A 17215-nucleotide genomic window follows, 5' to 3' on the forward strand; every position below is an offset into this window, starting at 1 on the left:
ATCGTATGCGAGCCAGCTGCTGATTAAATGTAGCGCCACATAGATACACTTGGTGGACACAGCAGCAGCTATTTCAATAGAATCATGGGTTGTGGCACAAGTTGCTGACTCAGGAGCCGCTAATGCACTGCTCATTTCCATTTTGTGGAGATAATGAGATCCATAGCGGATTTCCTGTCCGCTTACCGCCTGAACTCGTCGCAGCAGCCAGAATAGCGGAACCTCAGTCCCTCAAAAAAAGGAGGGTGCAGCCCAAGCGTTCTTAGGTTCTGCAACAATCGCATGCTTCGGCTCCCCAAGCTTAATGTGAAATGAAAAATGGCTCAGCATGAGATTAATTCCCTCATGCTGAGCCATTTTTTTGCCATCTACTTACGTTGTTAGTCTCTAGTTAGTGTCCAGTAGCCTCTGCTAAGCGCCGAACTGCGCTTTATGCAGGCGGTTATATACGCCTTTAATGGCCAGCAGCTCATCATGGCTGCCCTGCTCTTTAATGCCTTCCTCCGTAACGACAACGATGCGGTCAGCATTTTTGATCGTCGCAAGACGATGCGCAATAACGAGCGTCGTGCGCCCTTTGGACAGCTCAGCCAGCGCCTGCTGAATAGCTGCTTCCGTGGCCGTATCAAGCGCCGAGGTCGCTTCATCAAGAATAAGGATTGGCGGATTTTTCAGGAACATGCGGGCAATGGAAAGGCGCTGCTTCTGTCCGCCTGACAATTTAACGCCGCGTTCGCCGATCAGCGTGTCCATTCCTTGGCCCTGCGAAAGAATAAGCTCTTCCAGCTGTGCTCTGCGAGCCGCCTCCCAAATTTCTTCTTCGGTAGCATTCAGCTTGCCGTAAGCAATATTTTCGCGAATGGTGCCATCAAACAAGAACACATCCTGCTGCACGATACCGATTTGGCCGCGCAGTGAATCCAGCTTAATTTTCCGAATGTCGAGGCCGTCAATTTCAATCGCCCCGTCTGTAACCTCATAGAAGCGCGGCAGCAGGCTGCATATCGTGGTTTTGCCGGCTCCCGATGGACCAACAAGAGCTACCGTCTCTCCTGTTTTCACAGTTAAATCAATATGATTCAAAATCGATTTGCCTTCCTCATAACCAAAGGATACATCGCGGAACGTAATTTCTCCCTCCAAGCGGCTAATCACCTTGGCATCCGGCGCATCCTCAATATCCGGCTCGGTTTCGAGCAGCTCCAAATAACGCTTAAAGCCAGCAATTCCCTTCGGATACGTCTCAATAACCGAGTTGATTTTTTCAATTGGACCAAGAAACACATTGGAAAGCAGGACAAATGCCATAAATTCACCGAACGTCATTTGGCCTTGAATCACGAACCAAGTACCGCAAGCGAGTACAAACAAGGAAACAAATTTCATCAGTATGTAGCTGATCGATGAGTTCCAAGCCATAACACGGTAAGCGACCAGCTTCGTTTGCAGAAAACGACCATTGTTCACTTCAAATTGATCCACTTCATGCTTCTCGTTGGAGAACGCTTGAACGACGCGAATGCCGCTAACTGTATTTTCAACGCGGGCATTATAGTCGGCAATATCGGAAAACATTCGATGGAACGCCTTGGACATCTTGCGGCTGAAATACAGCGACAAGTAGACCATCAGCGGAATAATAATAAACGTCAGCACCGCCAGCTGCCAGTTGATGGTCAGCATGAGCCCGAATGCGCCCAGCAGCGTCATAATGGCAATAAACATGTCCTCCGGCCCGTGGTGGGCAATTTCCCCAATATCCATCAGGTCATTCGTCATCCGAGATACAAGATGCCCCGTCTTATTATTGTCGAAGAAACGGAACGATAGCTTCTGAATATGGTTGAACAGCTTGCTGCGCATATCCGACTCTATTTGAATGCCGAGCTTATGCCCCCAATACGTCACCACATAATGGAGGAACGCACTTACTACATAAATACCAATCAGGCCCACACAGGACCATAAAATCCATTTCCAATTGCCCGAAGGCAGCAAATCATCCACGACCCGGTTCAAGGCAAGCGGGAACACCAGCTCCAGCAAAGCTGCAAACACCGCGCAGGAGAAGTCCAGTATGAACAACCCCTTATAAGGTCGGTAATAGTCAAAAAAACGGCGAAGCATGTCATCATTCCTCTTCTGTCATAATGGTAAGCCTTATTGGAAAACAATCCAATACTGATAATGATTATAATTATCAGCCTTTCCAGTTTATCGCAGCCTTATTTTTAAAGCAATGGACAAAATGGAGATGAACAAAAAAATAATACATCCACTTTCACAATATAAAAAAAACAAAAAAAGACCTACATTAAAATTAGGTCTTAAAATTATTTAATCGTTTACCCTTTAACCGAACCCGCCGCAATCCCTTCAACAATACGGTTGCTGAGGAACAGAAACGTAATCAAAATCGGAAGAATGCTAATCATAAGAGTGGCTCCGATTGCCCCCCAATCCGTCGTGTACTGACCGATAAAATTTTGCACGCCGACAGTCAATGTTTTATAAGAATCAGAGCTAATAAACGTGTTAACAAAAATAAATTCATTCCAGTTGTAAATCATGTTGATGATCGCCGTTGTAGCAAGCACGGAGCTTGTCATCGGGAGTACGATCTGGACGAACATCCGATTGACCGAGCAGCCGTCAATTATAGCGGCTTCCTCCACCTCGCGCGGTAGCGCATAGTAGAACCCGAGCAGAATCATGATCGTAATCGGCATGTTGAAAGCAACATAAGATAAAATCAGAGACAGGGGATGATCCGTTAGCCCCACTTTATTAAACAGGCTGAACAGCGGGATTAGCGTGGAATGAACCGGAATCATCATGGCCACCATGAATAATCCCAGTACAAGCGAGCTGCCCTTCCATCTCATTCTTGTGACGGCATAAGTGACTAAACTGCCCAGCAGCACAGTTATTAACGTAGCTGAAACGGTGATCCAGACGCTGTTAAAAAAATAAACATCAATGTTCCCGGCGCTCCAAACCTTCTCATAGTTTTCCCATCGAGGATTCATCGGCAGAGACAAAGGCGGGAGATTAAATACTTCCTGATTGTTTTTAAGAGAGAAAAACAACAGCCAGACAAGAGGAAATAGCTGCAGCGCCGCAACCACAATTAAAACGGCATATAAAACGCTATACCCCAGCCTGATGCCGATCCCCGGTTTTGCTTCCGACAGCTCACTCCGAATTCTGATATTCCCAGTAACCATGAAGTCTTCCTCCTTACGAGTATTGAATCGTATCCTTTGAGGCCGTTAATTTGCGAATGACCCAAGTGACAGCCAGACAAATGACCAGCAGAAAAAAGCCGATTGCGCTGCCATATCCAAAATCGTAGGCTCGAAATGCTTCATGATACATGTAAGAGGCCATAACTTCGCTCGCCCCATTGGGACCGCCGTCTGTCATAACAAAGATCAAATCAAAATATTTCAAAGAGCCCACAACAGCCAGTACAATCGTTACTTTAATCACTTCCATCACAAGCGGCAGCTTAATTTTCCAAGCAATTTGCAGGGCATTCGCTCCGTCAATCCTGGCCGCTTCCTCAAGAGATGCCGGAATATTTTTCAGAGCCGCATAATAAATCAAAATATAAAAACCCGCATACTGCCACAAAATCGGAATAAATAAAGCAAACAATACGAGCGATGACTCAGCTAGCCATGCGGGAGGGTTGGCAAACCCAAGTGATTCCAGGATGCTGTTCAGCACGCCGTTAGTTGGATGATAGATTTTGAGCCAAAGCTGCGCAATCGCTACCGATGATAGAAGCATAGGGATGAGATAGATTTTGCGAAATAATTGAGCTCCTTTGATTCGCGCGGCTAACACCATTGCTACAATAAGGTAGAGCAGAAGGCTCATTCCCGAGAAAACGGCAAGCAGCAAAGAATGCCACGCGCTGTTCCAGAAAGTTTCATCCTTGAACAAAGCAAGGTAATTATCCAACCCAACGAAGGTCATCGCACCAATGCCATTCCATTCATTCAAACCGTAATAAGCGGTTAACACAATCGGAATATAAACAATAGCTAATATTAATAACAGAGACGGCAGCACGTATAAAGCAATTATTTTTTTGTTCGAAAGCACTTTGTCCAATTGGGCCGACTCCTTTCCTTCATGATGAATGAGCGGAAGACATATTCGGGACTTGCCCGCAGTTATGTCTTCCACCGATCAATCTTAAGGGAGATTATTTCCCTTCGGAAATGGCTTTATCATGCTCTTCCGAGAATTTCTCAGGCGTCACTGCCTTTCCAAACAGAGCTTGAATCATATTCAGATGAGTTTCGGCTGCACTCGCCTGCATTTGAACATCTGCAAATAAGGTAATGCTGCTTGCTTGATTCATTTCATTAAATAAATCAATGTAAAGCTGCGGCAGCTCCATGCTGGATGTATCCACTTTAGTCGCAGGAATAACGCCCGCCCCAGTCACCGCTTGCTCTCCCCACTGAGTTACAAAGTATTCGACGAATGCTTTCGCTTCCGCTTTTACCGCAGAATTTTCGGATACGAATAGACCGACACCCGGACCCCCTACCCAGCTGTTAATGTCGCCTTTTCCGCCCTCAACTTTCGGGAATTTAAAGAAACCAACACTGTCGCGAAATTCTTTCGGGATATCTTCATTTGTCGTAAAGTTTGGCAGCTCCCATGTGCCCATCATATACATGGCAGCTTTGCCATTCAGAAACTCCGACTTTGCTTCCTCATTGGACAAACCGTTGAAACCCTTCACGAACGCATTGCTGTCTACTAGTGTCTGTACTTCAGTCGCTGCTTGCAGCAATCCTTCGTCTGTAAAGGCTCCTTCGCCGTTTATCGCTCCGGATAATGTCTGCTGCCCGGCGATTCGATCAGCTAGGTACATATACCAGAGCGACCCCGTCCAACGGTCCTTGTTGCCAAGCGCAATCGGCGCAATTCCATTTTCGGACAGTGTTTTTGCAATAGCCTTTAATTCCTCGTAGGTTTGCGGGATTTCAAGCTTGTATTTCTCGAATAAGGATTTATTATAGTAAACCGGAGCAATGTTGAATTCAAGTGGGAGCGCGTACGTTTTACCGTCAATCGCATATGCCTCTGTCGTACCGGATACGAACTTGCCGTTCAGCTCGCCGCTAAGCAAGTCGTCTACAGGTGTAAACAGCTTTCCTTCCACGTACGGCTGCAAGAACCCGGCCGCCCACGTTACACCGACATCCGGCAGTTTATTGGATGCCGAAAGCACCTTCAGCTTGTTTTTATATTGCTCGTTATCCAGCACTTCTTGCTTGATCGTCACATTCGTATGCTCATCCTGATAGGCTTTAATGATTTGATTTACGATTTTGTTTTGGCCTGCTGACACACCCTCCGGCCATAAATGCATAAAGTTAATCGTGACCTGCTCACCGCTCTCGCCTGCTGTCTCCTTACTGCCACTGCTGCTTTCATTACTGTTTGTGCCGCAACCAGCTGCTACCAGAACCAGGCAAAACGCCAATAAGAGCATCAATCCTTTTTTCTTGAACACGTTTACATCCCCTTTAATCCTAATGTAAGCGTATTAATACCGCTTTAATTAGATTGTAGCAACACTTTTAGCAAGCCGTAAGGACATAAGCATTGGGAGTAATACCATAATTATTGGATCATTTTTTCAGAATGAGAGACGTTTTGACGATACTGCCTTGGACTAGTGCCCTCTATGGAACGAAACACTTTGACAAAATATTTTGCTGTTTGGTAGCCCACCTGCTCTGAAATTTCCGCAATCGAGTCTCTCGTATTGACCAGCAGTTCCTTGGCCCGCTGCACTCGTCTGCGACTCAAATAGTCGCTGAAGGTGAGACCTGTCTGCTCTTTAAACAGAACGCTGAAGTAGCTGGCATTCATATGCAAATGATCTGCAACTGCACGCATAGAAACCTGTTCGCTCAGATGATCATCGATATGGCGGAGCGCATCACGCACCTGAATGCTGTACTGCTTCTCCTCTTGCACCGTACCTAGTAATTTGGGGTCAAAAAGTTTCTCCATTCTCACCATCCGGCTTATCTCTTCTTCCCTTTTCAAAGCCAGCTCGACTGCTTGCACTAATTTTTCTTTAACCAGTGGTTTTAGCAAATATGAGACGACCCCAAGCTGAAGTGCTTTCTGAGCATAATCGAATTCGGGATGCCCGGAAATAACAATAACCACAGGGGGAAGAGTCATCGCGCTTAATCGTTCGACCAGCTCCAGGCCTCCCACCTCCGGCATTCTAATATCGGTCACGAGCAGATGAGCTTCATTTTGCTGCAACCAAGCTAAAGCCTCCACTCCGCTGGATGCCATTTCGATTCGATGTCGGCCGCAGGACCACGCTTCCAGCGTTTTGCGAATTCCCTGCCTTGTTCTAGGTTCATCATCTACGATTAAGATGGTCTTCATTTATTCCATTCCCTTCCAATTTATTAGGTATCTCAAACGTAACGGAAGTTCCGCAACCAGGCTCGCTCGCAATGTCCAGCCCGCTTCCAGCTGCATGATAATAAAGCCTCAATCTACGCTCCACATTGGACACGCCAACACCTGTCCCTTTGAAGCTGCTCGCATAACCTTCTTTCATGAATGCTTGGAGAGACTCCACTGCGGCTGCGTCCATGCCCGGTCCATCGTCCGTTATAATCACTCGCGTAAACCCTTCCCGGCTTGAAGGCTCGGCACGAAGAACAACAGTCCCCGGCCCGAGTCGCTGCTCAATTCCATGCAGGATAGCGTTCTCTACGAGCGGTTGAATTAATAGTTTGGGCACGGGTACAGTCCTGCACGCCTCTGCAGCCTCTATTCGCCACGACAGCCTGTCAACCATCCGCATCTCCATAATTCTTAAATAACGTTCTGCATGATCCATTTCATCACCTATCGTAACCCACTCATCATCCTCAGTTCGGTTGATCACATAACGGAACAAGCCTGACATGGCGACTACAATTTGTGCGAGGTCCTCTTCCCCTTTATCATCAAGCTCCCAATAAAACGCTTCCAATGTATTAAACAGAAAGTGAGGATTAATTTGGGCTTGCAGTGCTTTCAGTTCAGTTCTACTCTGTATAATTTCCTTCTGGTATACCACCTCAATTAGTTCATTCAAGGAATCGACCATTTGGTTATATGTATTGTTGAGCTCATTAATCTCCATGGTTGAGGCGGTATTCGGGTTCGCTTTCAACGTGCCCAATCTCGCACCGCGCATCGCTTTAATCAAGTTTAATATCGGCCGAGTAATCATCGTTGACAAAATAAAGCTCAAGACCAGAAACAACAAACCCCCGACCGCACCAGATACAAGAATAGCCGTCCGTAGAACTGAAATACCTGCCGTTGCATAATTTACAGGTGTCAATATGGCCAGCTTCCACCCCGTCTCCTTCGATTGCTGCTCAATCGCTATATACGATTCATCGCCCACCGTAATCGTTTCTCCGCCATGATTAAGAATATTTCCCTCACCTGCATCCATAGCTAAATCAGAAAAAATTTCTTGGCCCGCCCCATCAAATAGAGCCATATGCTCCCGCGTTTCATTCTCATTTTCCGTTACGGCAGCTGTGAGCTCAAAATAGCTTTTTTCAATATGAACGACTAAATAGCCAGCATGGATGAAAGAACGGTCCACTAAACGTATATGGCGAATAGCAATGACAACGTTTGCATCCTGTGGGTCAAAGCCAAGCCAAACCAAGCGTCCTTTTCCGCTATCTGCTTGTTCAATCCACTCCTTCGGCACCCGGCTTTCCAGACTAATATCATCTAGCGGAAACAGCCTTCTATAATCGCTGCTGTACATTTCAAGTGCCCGGATACCCGTGACATACGCTTCATATTTTCGGGCTTCCTGCTGCAGCGACTGACGCTCCTCAAAGCGGATCGGCTTGCCAGCGATTTCCCGCGTCAATAATCGCTGGATAGACGCATTCGTAGCCACCTGCGCGGTAAGCGTATCGATTTGTCCCAGAAGCACGTCAAGCTTCCCCATAGCTTGAACGGCAGTCTGTTGAATATGCTTCTCCGCGCTGTTTCGCAAGAGCACGGATACCTGGCCATACATAAAGTAGCCGACCGATGCCAGCACAATAACCATAACAAGCATAAACCCAATTAATATCTGGTTGCGCAGCGTATTCAACTGCCCTAGCTTCTTCAAGAGCTACATTCCTTTCTATTCTCTATTCCGTCCTATCGTTCGCCCATATATTCTACCTCGTTTTCCATTAATTTCATATAGCAGATGCCTAAGCAGCAAAGTCTTCTTTGTATTAAAAAAACCTCCTAAATTTCAGGAGGTTTTACGATTGCAATTATCGGAGCAGCTTGCGAATCAGCTTCTTGCCCCACTTGGACGTCGGATAGCGGAATGGCATGTCAAAGCGTGTTGTTTGCTTAAGCAAGCTTTTCTGGTGAGAGAAAGTGTAAAAGGTCTTCTCCCCATGATAGCTGCCCATGCCGCTGTCCCCTACTCCGCCAATAGGCAAATGCGGCGACGCCATATGCATTAATGTATCGTTAATGCAGCCGCCTCCAAAGGACAATCCCCTTGTAACCTGCTGCTGAACAGCTGTGCTTTCCGTAAACAAATACAACGCAAGCGGGTGCGAACGAGCGGCAACAGCCGACATGACCTCCTCAATCGAATCAAACTCAAGGAGCGGAAGCAGCGGGCCAAAAATCTCCTCTTGCATAACTGGCGCCTGCCAGTCCAAGCCCTCCAGCACCGTTGGCGTAATGACCCGGCGCCCAGCATCCTTCTCCCCGCCAATGATAATGCGTCCGTCATTCATAAAGTCGGCAAGCCTTGCAAAGTGCCGATCGCTAATAATATGCGTGTAGCTGTCATTATGGAGCGGCTCGCTGCCGTACAACTCTTCAATCGCAGCCTTCAGCAGCTTGACGAAGCGCTCCTTCACCTCACGGTGAACGTATAAATAATCCGGTGCAACGCAGGTTTGTCCAGCGTTTGTAAACTTGCCAAATGCAATTCGCTTCGCTGCGAGTGCCAGATTCGCATCCTTATGCACGATACAGGGACTCTTGCCCCCCAGCTCCAGCGTAACCGGCGTCAAATGCTGAGCTGCTGCCGTCATTACGATTTTGCCTACGCCAACGCTCCCGGTAAAAAAGATATAATTGAGCTTCTCAGCCAGCAGCTCCGTGCTTACCGCTGCATCCCCCAATACCGTCGTTGCCCACTCCGGCTCAAAGGCTTCCGCTATGATCACCGCCAACGTATCGGCTACATTCGGTGCAAGCTCTGATGGCTTCAAAACGACGGTATTACCGGCTGCAATGGCTCCAATTAGTGGAACAAGCGCAAGCTGGACCGGATAGTTCCACGGTGCAATAACAGCTGCTACGCCATAGGGCTCAGAAATAACTTTGCTGGTGCTGCCTATATGCGTCATCGCTGTTTTGATGCGCCTCGGCTTCGCCCAGCCCCTTATATGCTTAATGGTATGCCTAAATTCCGTATAAATGAGGCCAAGCTCCATCGCATACGCATCAAACTCTGATTTATTTAAATCCGTCTTTAAAGCTGCCAGCAGCTTCTGCTCATGCTTTTGCATCACCTCACGCAGCTTTTCCAGCTTCTGAATACACGCATCAACCGAGCGTGTCTTGCCGCTTTCAAACCATTTTCTCTGCCCCGCAACGACTTCAGCCATCGTTATTGTTTTCATCATCTTGCATCCTTTCCTTGCAATGAACCCTGCTAAATAGAAATTTCTGTTAAGATAAAGGTAACTTGCTTTATAGTAGACTGCAAGTTATGCACTTTTAACTGATAAACTTGTAGGCTGGTAAATAAAGTACAGCAGCATAAAAAGCTTAAGCTATTATAACTGAAAGGAGAACTTATCATATGCCTCATTTATTATTTCGCGGTGTGCCTGCCCCTGGCTTGCGCAGCCTCGCTCCTGAGCTCGTTCAAGAGCTCGCCGTCCTCTGTGATTGCGGAGTAGACAATTTCACAATAGAGTGCCTTGCAACCACTTCTATTTACGGGGGGCTTGCCCATGATCGTTCGTTCCCTTTTATTGAAATTGGCTGGTTTGAGCGCGGACAGGAGGTCCGGGACCGCTTTGCCGCTATTGTACACCGTTATATGGAGAAGCTTGAGTCGGGGGAAGCAGAGATCGCATTTCGGACCTATAAAGAGAGTGCTTATTATATAGAGGGCAAGCCTTATAGCACCTGATAGCACATGCCTGCTGCTTGATTGGACAGGTTGTAAATGATGGTTTCATTTGGTAAGATGGACGGGTAACTATCTACAAAGCACAAATAACCCCTTACGCCAATAAGAGGTCAATAAGCTTTATATTTGTGCACCGACTACTAACCATGGGAGGTGATAGTAATGGCTAAAGACGTATTGTGCGAAGTCGACTCTTGCCGTCATTGGGTAGATGACAACAAATGCAGCGCTTCATCAATCTATATCGTTAGCAATAGCGCAGATATGGCGCACGAAGCGAGCGAAACAGATTGCCGAACTTTCGAAATTAAATAACTGATCTGATGGAAGGGATGTTGCGGTCCCTTCTTTCTTTATGTATTTTACCAATAATGATTATTATTATCAAGCATTTTAATTAATTTTTTTTGACCCTTAGAAGAAAGGGGCTTTCCTCCATGAAAAAATGTCCATTATGCGGCGGGCCAAACGGCTGCGCCATAGAAGCAGGGCTCGCGCCCCACTCCTGCTGGTGCTTCCGTGAGCGCGTTCCGCAAAGCCTGCTTGAACAAATACCGCCTGAACAGCGCAACCAGTCGTGCGTCTGCCAAAACTGCGTCAAACAAGGTGAAACGGCTGGCGCCATCCATTGGCGGGGCAGCGCGTTTCAGTCCGAGAAATAGAGAGACAGGATGAAAACATCATATCCTTTCCTATATTTCAAGGTGAAACGGCTGACGCCGTCCATTGGCGGGGCAGCGCGTTTCAGTCCGAGAAATAGAGAGACAGGATGAAAACATCATATCCTTTCCTATATTTCAAGGTGAAACGGCTGGCGCCATCCTTTGACGGCGCGGCGCGTTTCATTCCGAGAAATATAGAGAAGAGATCGACACATCATATCCCTTTCCTATATTTCAAGCGTAAACGACTGTCTCAATGCTTCAAATCGCCCCATATGCCATCATTTTCCGCTTGAATCGTTAAATACTTTTCCTCCAGCACTTGGGCTGGCAGCGGACGGCAATAATAGTAGCCTTGAATTTCCTTGCAGTCATGACTGGTCAGAAAATCGAGCTGCTCCTTCGTTTCAATGCCTTCCGCTATGACCTCCATTTTTAAATGCTTGGCCATGGAAATAATCGTGGCGACAATCGCTTGATCGCTCTCATCCGTTGTAATATCGATGATGAAGGAACGGTCTATTTTCAGCTTATATATTGGATAATGCTTTAAGTAGCTGAGCGAGCTGTAGCCCGTCCCGAAATCATCGAGGCTGATTTTAACGCCAGTGCTATTTAATTCATTTAATATCCCAATGGAATGCGAGGCGTCCATCATCATGCTCTCGGTAATTTCCAGCACTAGAAAGCTCGGATCAAGCCCCGTCTCTTCTAAAATGACATGAATTTGCTGAACCAGATTCGGCTGAAGAAACTGTCTTGCCGATAAATTGACGGATACCGATGCGAAAAAAACACCCTCATCATGCCACTTTTTCATTTGCCTGCAAGCCTCGCGCATCGTCCACTCGCCAATGCTGTAAATCAAGTCGCTTTCTTCAGCCACCGGAATGAATACACCAGGCGATATAATGCCTTTGGTAGGATGCTCCCATCTGATCAGCGCTTCAACGCCAATCATCCGATTGTCGGCGGAGCTGATTTGCGGCTGGTAGTACAATCTAAATTCCTCGCGCTCCATCGCCTTGCGCAGCTCGTTTTCCAGCTCCAGCCTGAGCTGCAGCTGCTCATTAAATTCATACGAATAAAACTGATACCCGTTTTTACCGTTGCGCTTCACTTCATACATCGCGGTATCGGCATTTTTAAGCAGTTGTACCGTATCCTGTCCATTGTCCGGATAGACGGCAATTCCAATGCTGACCGTCGTATAAAAATCGGTGTCCTTCAGGCGGTAGGGCTGCTGAATGGCAGCCGTAATCCTTCCTGCCAGCAGCGCAAGCTGCTGCTCATCCTGAAAGCGATTAATTAATAACGTAAATTCATCTCCTCCCATACGGGCTACTAAAGTTTCACTGTCTCTAACACAAGATTGAATACGACTGCCCATCTCCTTCAGGAACACATCCCCGTAGGCATGTCCAAGTGAATCGTTAATATTTTTGAAACGGTCAAGATCGAGCACCATGACGGCAAAACGGGAAATCTGCTTGCTCCCATCGTTAAAACCTGCACTACTGCGCTCAATCATTTTCGACAACTGCTGATTGAACTGGAGACGGTTCGGCAGACCGCTTAAAGAATCATGAAAAGTCTGGTGAATCATTTCGCGCTCTGCTTTTTTACGGGCGCTATTATCTCGTATGATCGTCAAAACCGCTGGACGGCCGTTATGGTCAATCATTTTACTCATCGTCTCAACCTCAAATACCTCATTGCGAAAGCTGATCAGCCTAATTTCCTCTATATTGGAGCGCTGCTTCGTCTGACGCATCATTTTTATTCGCTCGGCTACGATATCCCAATCACTCGGATGAATAAAGCGAAAAACATCCTGGCCAATCAGCTGTTCGCTGGTCCCGCCAATCGTTTGCTCAGCCACATCGTTAATGAACACGATTTTGGAGTCCTGATGAATAACAATGGGATCTATGTACAAGCCCAGCAGCTCGTTGTAACATGCCCTAATAGCTTCACTTTCCTTCTGCTGCCTAACCGATTCCGAACGATCCCGAATGAGAAGATGGCTGCCTAAGCTGCGGCTGCTTGCATCATAAGGGAGCTTATACAGCTCCCAACTGATAACTTCCCCATCTAAATCGTCAAAATATAAAAAATGGCGCTCGGAACAGGTGCCATCTGACCGGCTCAAAAATTGCTCAAGCCTTGCTCCCTCCTCCTCCGTTATTCGTCTCAGCTTTGACAATCTGGCTCCCGGAAGCAAATCGCGGATAGCCTCCCGCTGATATTTTTTAGCAGCCTCATTCATATGAAGAATGAAGCCGTTTTCTCCTATTGTTATAATCGGCTCAGGAAACTGCTTATACATATTTGGCAAAGATTTCTTCCAATAGTCCACCTTACCACCTCCGCTGTCTGCTGAATCAGGAATGAAATGCTGTTTTCTCTTGGCGACTAGGTATGAAAAATCCCTCTTCTACATCAATAGCGGACAAAGGACGGCTGAAATAATAGCCTTGTATCTTCTCACAGTCTTTATCAGTTAAAATGTCCAGCTGGGCTTTCGTTTCAATGCCCTCGGCAATAACCTCCATATTTAAATGCTGGGCCATGGAAATAATGGTGGATACAATGGCCTTATCATTGTCATTTTCCGTAATATCGCGGATAAAGGAACGATCGATTTTCACCTTGTGAATCGGGAACATCTTCAAATAGCTAAGCGAGCTGTAGCCCGTTCCAAAATCATCGAGACTAATCCGAACGCCAAATTCATTGAGCTGGTTCAAAATAGGTGTCGATACCGATGCGTCCATCATCATGCTTTCGGTAATTTCCAGCTCTAAAAAATGCGGTTCAAGCCCCGTCTCCCGCAAAATATCCTTCACGTAATCGGCCAAATACGGCTGATGAAATTGCTGCGAGGATAAATTGACTGAAACAGGAATGAGCGGTCCGCCCGCTAAATGCCATTTTCGCATTTGACGGCAGGCTTCCCGGAGCACCCAAGTTCCAAGCTCATAAATAATGCCCGTTTCCTCCGCAATCGGAATAAAAATGCCTGGCGACAGTACGCCTTTCGTTGGATGGTTCCAGCGGACAAGCGCCTCAATTCCAATCATTTGCTCATCCTCGGCTCTAATTTGGGGCTGGTAGTAAAGCTCAAGCTCACCCTGCTCCACCGCTTTTCGCAAGTCGCCTTCGAGCTCAATTTTATTGACCAGCTTGTCATTGAGCTCAGCCGAATAATACTGATAACCATTTTTTCCTTTTTTCTTCACTTCGTACATTGCCGTATCTGCATTTTTAAGCAATTGGCTCGTATCCATTCCATGCTGCGGGTATAAAGCAATGCCGATGCTGGCCGAAACATAAAAGTCGCTTTCCTTGAGACGATACGGAAGCTGGATAGCATGAATAATTTTCTCGGCAATTTCCGTCACAATGCCTGCATCTGAATGAGGCACCAGCAGGGTAAATTCATCACCGCCCATTCGGGCAAGCAGCACATTATAGCCGTCTACACTGCTGAGGATTCGGTTGCCCATTTCTTGAAGGAACAGGTCGCCATAAGAATGACCTAACGAGTCGTTTATCATTTTGAACCGGTCGATATCCAGCACCATGATGGCAAAAACAGGGTCGTTTTCGTTCGTTTCCACCTCTGCCGGTTTTGTTTTCTCAATTTCTTCTTCCAGCACCTGATTGAACATTCTGCGGTTCGGCAAGCCCGTCAGCTCATCGTGAAAGGCTAAATACTTCACCTTTTCCTCAGCCTGCTTCTCCTCTGAAATATCTTTGGCGATGACGTAAATACCTACAACAGCACCGCCCACAACAACCGGAGCGCTTACAACGCTAATATCAACGCGCTCCTCACCATTTCGCAATATGGCAGATGTATACCGCTGGGCTTCACCTTGAAAAGCTTTCGTAAACATCGCTACTGTATGATCCAGCTGGTCTGGCACAATATATGGCAAAAACAGATTTATAGGCTGATGGAGCAGCTGCTCGCTTTTTAAGCCTGTAATTTCCAATGCAATTGGATTTAAGCCAATAATCTGGCCTTGAATATTAACGGTAATAATGCCATCTAAATTGTTGTCGAATAACGACTTGTACCACTTCTCATGCTCGTCCAACTGCGTTTCCTTGCTCTCCAGCCGTTTGGAGACAAATAGGACCAGCAGCGACATCAAGCATGTAATTAGCGTTCCAGCTGTAATGACGTAAGCCAGCAGCTTATTTTCCAGTACCATTTCAAAAAAGATCGCCGTTTTAGTTTTCGAGCTGAATGTCGCCGCTATCATTCCTGTATAATGCATGCCTGCGATAGCCGCTCCCATAATCATGCCTGCGCTTAGCTTTTTCCAAAACATAACCTGCTTGCTGCTCTTGCGAAAATAAAATACGAGCCATAAAGCGGCAACAGATGCGGTAAAGGCAATAAAAATAGAAAGTGAAAACAGCAGCGGATCATAATGAATCTGAATCAGCATAGCCTCCATGCCTACATAATGCATAACCGACACACCGGTCGCCAGCAGCAATCCTCCTGCCAGCAGCCTGCCGGTTTTCAATTCATCCCTTCCAATGACATAGAGCGCAGCGAATGCGGCCACGATGACGGCGAGAAGCGACAGCAGTACAACGATCAGGTCATAGGCTACTACGACCGGCAGGGAAAAGGCCATCATGCCGACAAAATGCATCGACCAAATGCCCATTCCCAAAATAACGGCGCCCAGCGTAATGCCGATCCAGCGTTTGCGGCCATAGGAAATACCGACCTTCTCGGCTAGATCCAAAGCTGCAAAAGACGCAAGTACTGCAATAATGTAGGAGAAAATAATTAGTGAGCTATCATAGGTGCCATGGAGATGCCCCATTTCTTTCCCTCATTTCAGTTGGCAAATATTTAAATTTTCAGTAAATTTAATCCATTATAATAAATGTTGCAAAAACGCTCGCTTAGACTAAAGCAGCTATGCCATTGTATATCGCTTATTGCGCAGACAAACGCTGGCTATGCTTGTATTGCCATTGATTGTACCATTGCTGCACCAGCGTCAGCGGCTCGGCATCAAACTCCTGCCTTAGCATCTGTATGAGCTGATCGTACTGCCGCTGTACAGCAAACCGTTCATTCATCCGATCATACAAACGCATCAGCTCAAAATAAATCTGCTCCTCGGAGGGCAGCTGTTTTTGAATGAGCAAATATTGCTGGACTGCCTTTGCCTCATTGCCAATCGAATCATAATGCTGGGCAATGCGCTGGGCATGACGCAGCCATAAGGTGCGAAGCCGACGACGCTCCGTTTCGGCCCATTCATACGCATACTCCAGCAAATAGTCGCCAGGGTACATTTCCAGCATCTGCTGATGCTGCTCTAATGTTTCATCTGTTAGCGGAGGGATTCTCTTAATTTTTCGCTCCCACTCCTCCGTATCCAGAAGCACGCCATTCAAATCCAGCGTGTAGCCTTCATCACGGTTTACGATCCGAATGTCAACACCCTCTCTGTGCATCATTCGCCGAATTTGATAAATCGCCGTATACAGCTGGGAGGTGCCTTTCCGCCATTCGATTTCCGGCCACAACTGATCAAGCAAATCCTCCTTGCGGTTCAGCTTCCCGCGATGCTCCAGCAAATAGGCGAAAAGCTCCTGCGCCTTCAAGATTTTCCATTTGAGCGTTACGCTCTCATCGCCCTTCGGCCCAATGCGCAGTGATCGAAAGCAATGGATCATTTTAGCTGGGCCAGATACCAGTTGTGCAGCAGGAGGAGCAATTCTGGCCCGCTTTAATAGCCGTTCAACCGTTGTGCACAACCGCTCATGGTTGAAAGGCTTCATAATATAGTCATGAGCGCTAAGCTCAAATGCTTTCACCGCATACTTCTCTTGCTCAGTTAGGAAAATAAGCATAACTTCCGGAAAGTGCTGCAGCACTTGCTCAGCAAGCTGTATACTGCCAAGCTCCTGCGTATCGATATCTAAAAATAAAGCGATCGGAGGATCGGCTAAAATATGCTGGTACGCCAGCTCAGGATTAGAAAAGATTCCCACAATATCGATGCCTCCAATTTTCCCCAGCTCCTCTTCCAGAAGCTTAAGCGTTAGAGGCTCGTTATCTACCAATATAGTCTTCATGTTTTGTCACCTTCTTAACTGGTAGTTTAAGCCGCAAGTCCTATACTTATATAACGGTTTACCAAGCCTTATTATCAATACCAAATAAAAATATGCCGTAAAAAAAAACGCTGAATCCCCTTTATTTGGTGGATTCAGCGTTTTTAAGGCCATTGGCTGGCTTATATGCATGCATTTCTCCATAAAA

At 46.7% G+C, this 17215-nt stretch carries 13 protein-coding genes; 3 read left to right on the forward strand and 10 right to left on the reverse strand.

The features are described from left to right. Positions 1-411: 411 nt before the first annotated feature. From MHB80_RS22180 to MHB80_RS22210, 7 genes are all read right to left on the reverse strand, one after another. Positions 412-2127, reverse strand: a complete 1716-nt coding sequence (locus tag MHB80_RS22180) for an ABC transporter ATP-binding protein (RefSeq protein WP_341279020.1) — start codon at positions 2125-2127, stop codon at positions 412-414. A 218-nt stretch (positions 2128-2345) separates the two neighbouring features. Continuing rightward, on the reverse strand, positions 2346-3227 hold the full coding sequence (locus MHB80_RS22185; protein ID WP_341279021.1) for a carbohydrate ABC transporter permease: 882 nt from the start codon (positions 3225-3227) through the stop codon (positions 2346-2348). Positions 3228-3240: 13 nt separating this feature from the next. Beyond that, positions 3241-4122, reverse strand: a complete 882-nt coding sequence (locus MHB80_RS22190) for a sugar ABC transporter permease (protein ID WP_341279022.1) — start codon at positions 4120-4122, stop codon at positions 3241-3243. A 94-nt stretch (positions 4123-4216) separates the two neighbouring features. Further along, positions 4217-5542, reverse strand: coding sequence for an extracellular solute-binding protein (locus MHB80_RS22195; RefSeq protein WP_341279023.1), 1326 nt, complete (start codon positions 5540-5542; stop codon positions 4217-4219). A 110-nt stretch (positions 5543-5652) separates the two neighbouring features. After that, complete coding sequence (locus MHB80_RS22200; RefSeq protein ID WP_341279024.1) at positions 5653-6441, reverse strand: response regulator; 789 nt, start codon at positions 6439-6441, stop codon at positions 5653-5655. Continuing rightward, positions 6416-8197: a sensor histidine kinase gene (locus MHB80_RS22205; protein ID WP_341279025.1), complete on the reverse strand. Its 1782-nt coding sequence runs from the start codon at positions 8195-8197 to the stop codon at positions 6416-6418. Before MHB80_RS22205 ends, MHB80_RS22200 begins: the two co-directional genes overlap by 26 nt. A 154-nt stretch (positions 8198-8351) precedes the next feature. Continuing rightward, positions 8352-9731 (reverse strand): aldehyde dehydrogenase, encoded by a 1380-nt coding sequence (locus MHB80_RS22210; protein WP_341279026.1) that lies wholly within the window; start codon positions 9729-9731, stop codon positions 8352-8354. 179 nt (positions 9732-9910) lie between these two features. On the opposite strand from MHB80_RS22210, the gene MHB80_RS22215 reads away from it, so the two are divergent. From MHB80_RS22215 to MHB80_RS22225, 3 genes are all read left to right on the forward strand, one after another. Continuing rightward, positions 9911-10246 (forward strand): DUF1904 family protein, encoded by a 336-nt coding sequence (locus MHB80_RS22215; RefSeq protein ID WP_341279027.1) that lies wholly within the window; start codon positions 9911-9913, stop codon positions 10244-10246. 162 nt (positions 10247-10408) lie between these two features. Then, on the forward strand, positions 10409-10561 hold the full coding sequence (locus MHB80_RS22220; RefSeq protein WP_341279028.1) for a DUF1540 domain-containing protein: 153 nt from the start codon (positions 10409-10411) through the stop codon (positions 10559-10561). A gap of 122 nt (positions 10562-10683) precedes the next feature. Next, positions 10684-10908, forward strand: coding sequence for a cysteine-rich CWC family protein (locus tag MHB80_RS22225; protein WP_341279029.1), 225 nt, complete (start codon positions 10684-10686; stop codon positions 10906-10908). 253 nt (positions 10909-11161) lie between these two features. Here MHB80_RS22225 and MHB80_RS22230 read toward each other — a convergent pair whose 3' ends face one another. The 3 genes from MHB80_RS22230 to MHB80_RS22240 all read right to left on the reverse strand — a co-directional run bounded on the left by MHB80_RS22230 (position 11162) and on the right by MHB80_RS22240 (position 17028). Further along, positions 11162-13267, reverse strand: coding sequence for an EAL domain-containing protein (locus tag MHB80_RS22230; RefSeq protein ID WP_341279030.1), 2106 nt, complete (start codon positions 13265-13267; stop codon positions 11162-11164). Between the two features lie 25 nt (positions 13268-13292). Next, positions 13293-15761 carry an EAL domain-containing protein gene (locus MHB80_RS22235; RefSeq protein ID WP_341279031.1) on the reverse strand — a complete coding sequence of 823 codons (2469 nt, stop codon included), beginning with the start codon at positions 15759-15761 and terminating at the stop codon, positions 13293-13295. A 115-nt stretch (positions 15762-15876) separates the two neighbouring features. Then, positions 15877-17028, reverse strand: coding sequence for a response regulator (locus MHB80_RS22240; protein WP_341279032.1), 1152 nt, complete (start codon positions 17026-17028; stop codon positions 15877-15879). Between the last annotated feature and the right edge of the window lie 187 nt (positions 17029-17215).

The sequence above is a fragment of the Paenibacillus sp. FSL H8-0537 genome, assembly GCF_038051995.1.
Taxonomy (GTDB): Bacteria; Bacillota; Bacilli; order Paenibacillales; family Paenibacillaceae; genus Pristimantibacillus.

What these genes read in the sequence shown, in the direction of transcription:
- MHB80_RS22215 (WP_341279027.1), top strand. Translation starts at nt 9,911, where the DNA reads ATGCCTCATTTATTATTTCGCGGTGTGCCTGCCCCTGGCTTGCGCAGC.
- MHB80_RS22180 (WP_341279020.1), bottom strand. Translation starts at nt 2,127, where the DNA reads ATGCTTCGCCGTTTTTTTGACTATTACCGACCTTATAAGGGGTTGTTC.
- MHB80_RS22220 (WP_341279028.1), top strand. Translation starts at nt 10,409, where the DNA reads ATGGCTAAAGACGTATTGTGCGAAGTCGACTCTTGCCGTCATTGGGTA.
- MHB80_RS22210 (WP_341279026.1), bottom strand. Translation starts at nt 9,731, where the DNA reads ATGATGAAAACAATAACGATGGCTGAAGTCGTTGCGGGGCAGAGAAAA.
- MHB80_RS22200 (WP_341279024.1), bottom strand. Translation starts at nt 6,441, where the DNA reads ATGAAGACCATCTTAATCGTAGATGATGAACCTAGAACAAGGCAGGGA.
- MHB80_RS22235 (WP_341279031.1), bottom strand. Translation starts at nt 15,761, where the DNA reads ATGGGGCATCTCCATGGCACCTATGATAGCTCACTAATTATTTTCTCC.
- MHB80_RS22225 (WP_341279029.1), top strand. Translation starts at nt 10,684, where the DNA reads ATGAAAAAATGTCCATTATGCGGCGGGCCAAACGGCTGCGCCATAGAA.
- MHB80_RS22240 (WP_341279032.1), bottom strand. Translation starts at nt 17,028, where the DNA reads ATGAAGACTATATTGGTAGATAACGAGCCTCTAACGCTTAAGCTTCTG.
- MHB80_RS22185 (WP_341279021.1), bottom strand. Translation starts at nt 3,227, where the DNA reads ATGGTTACTGGGAATATCAGAATTCGGAGTGAGCTGTCGGAAGCAAAA.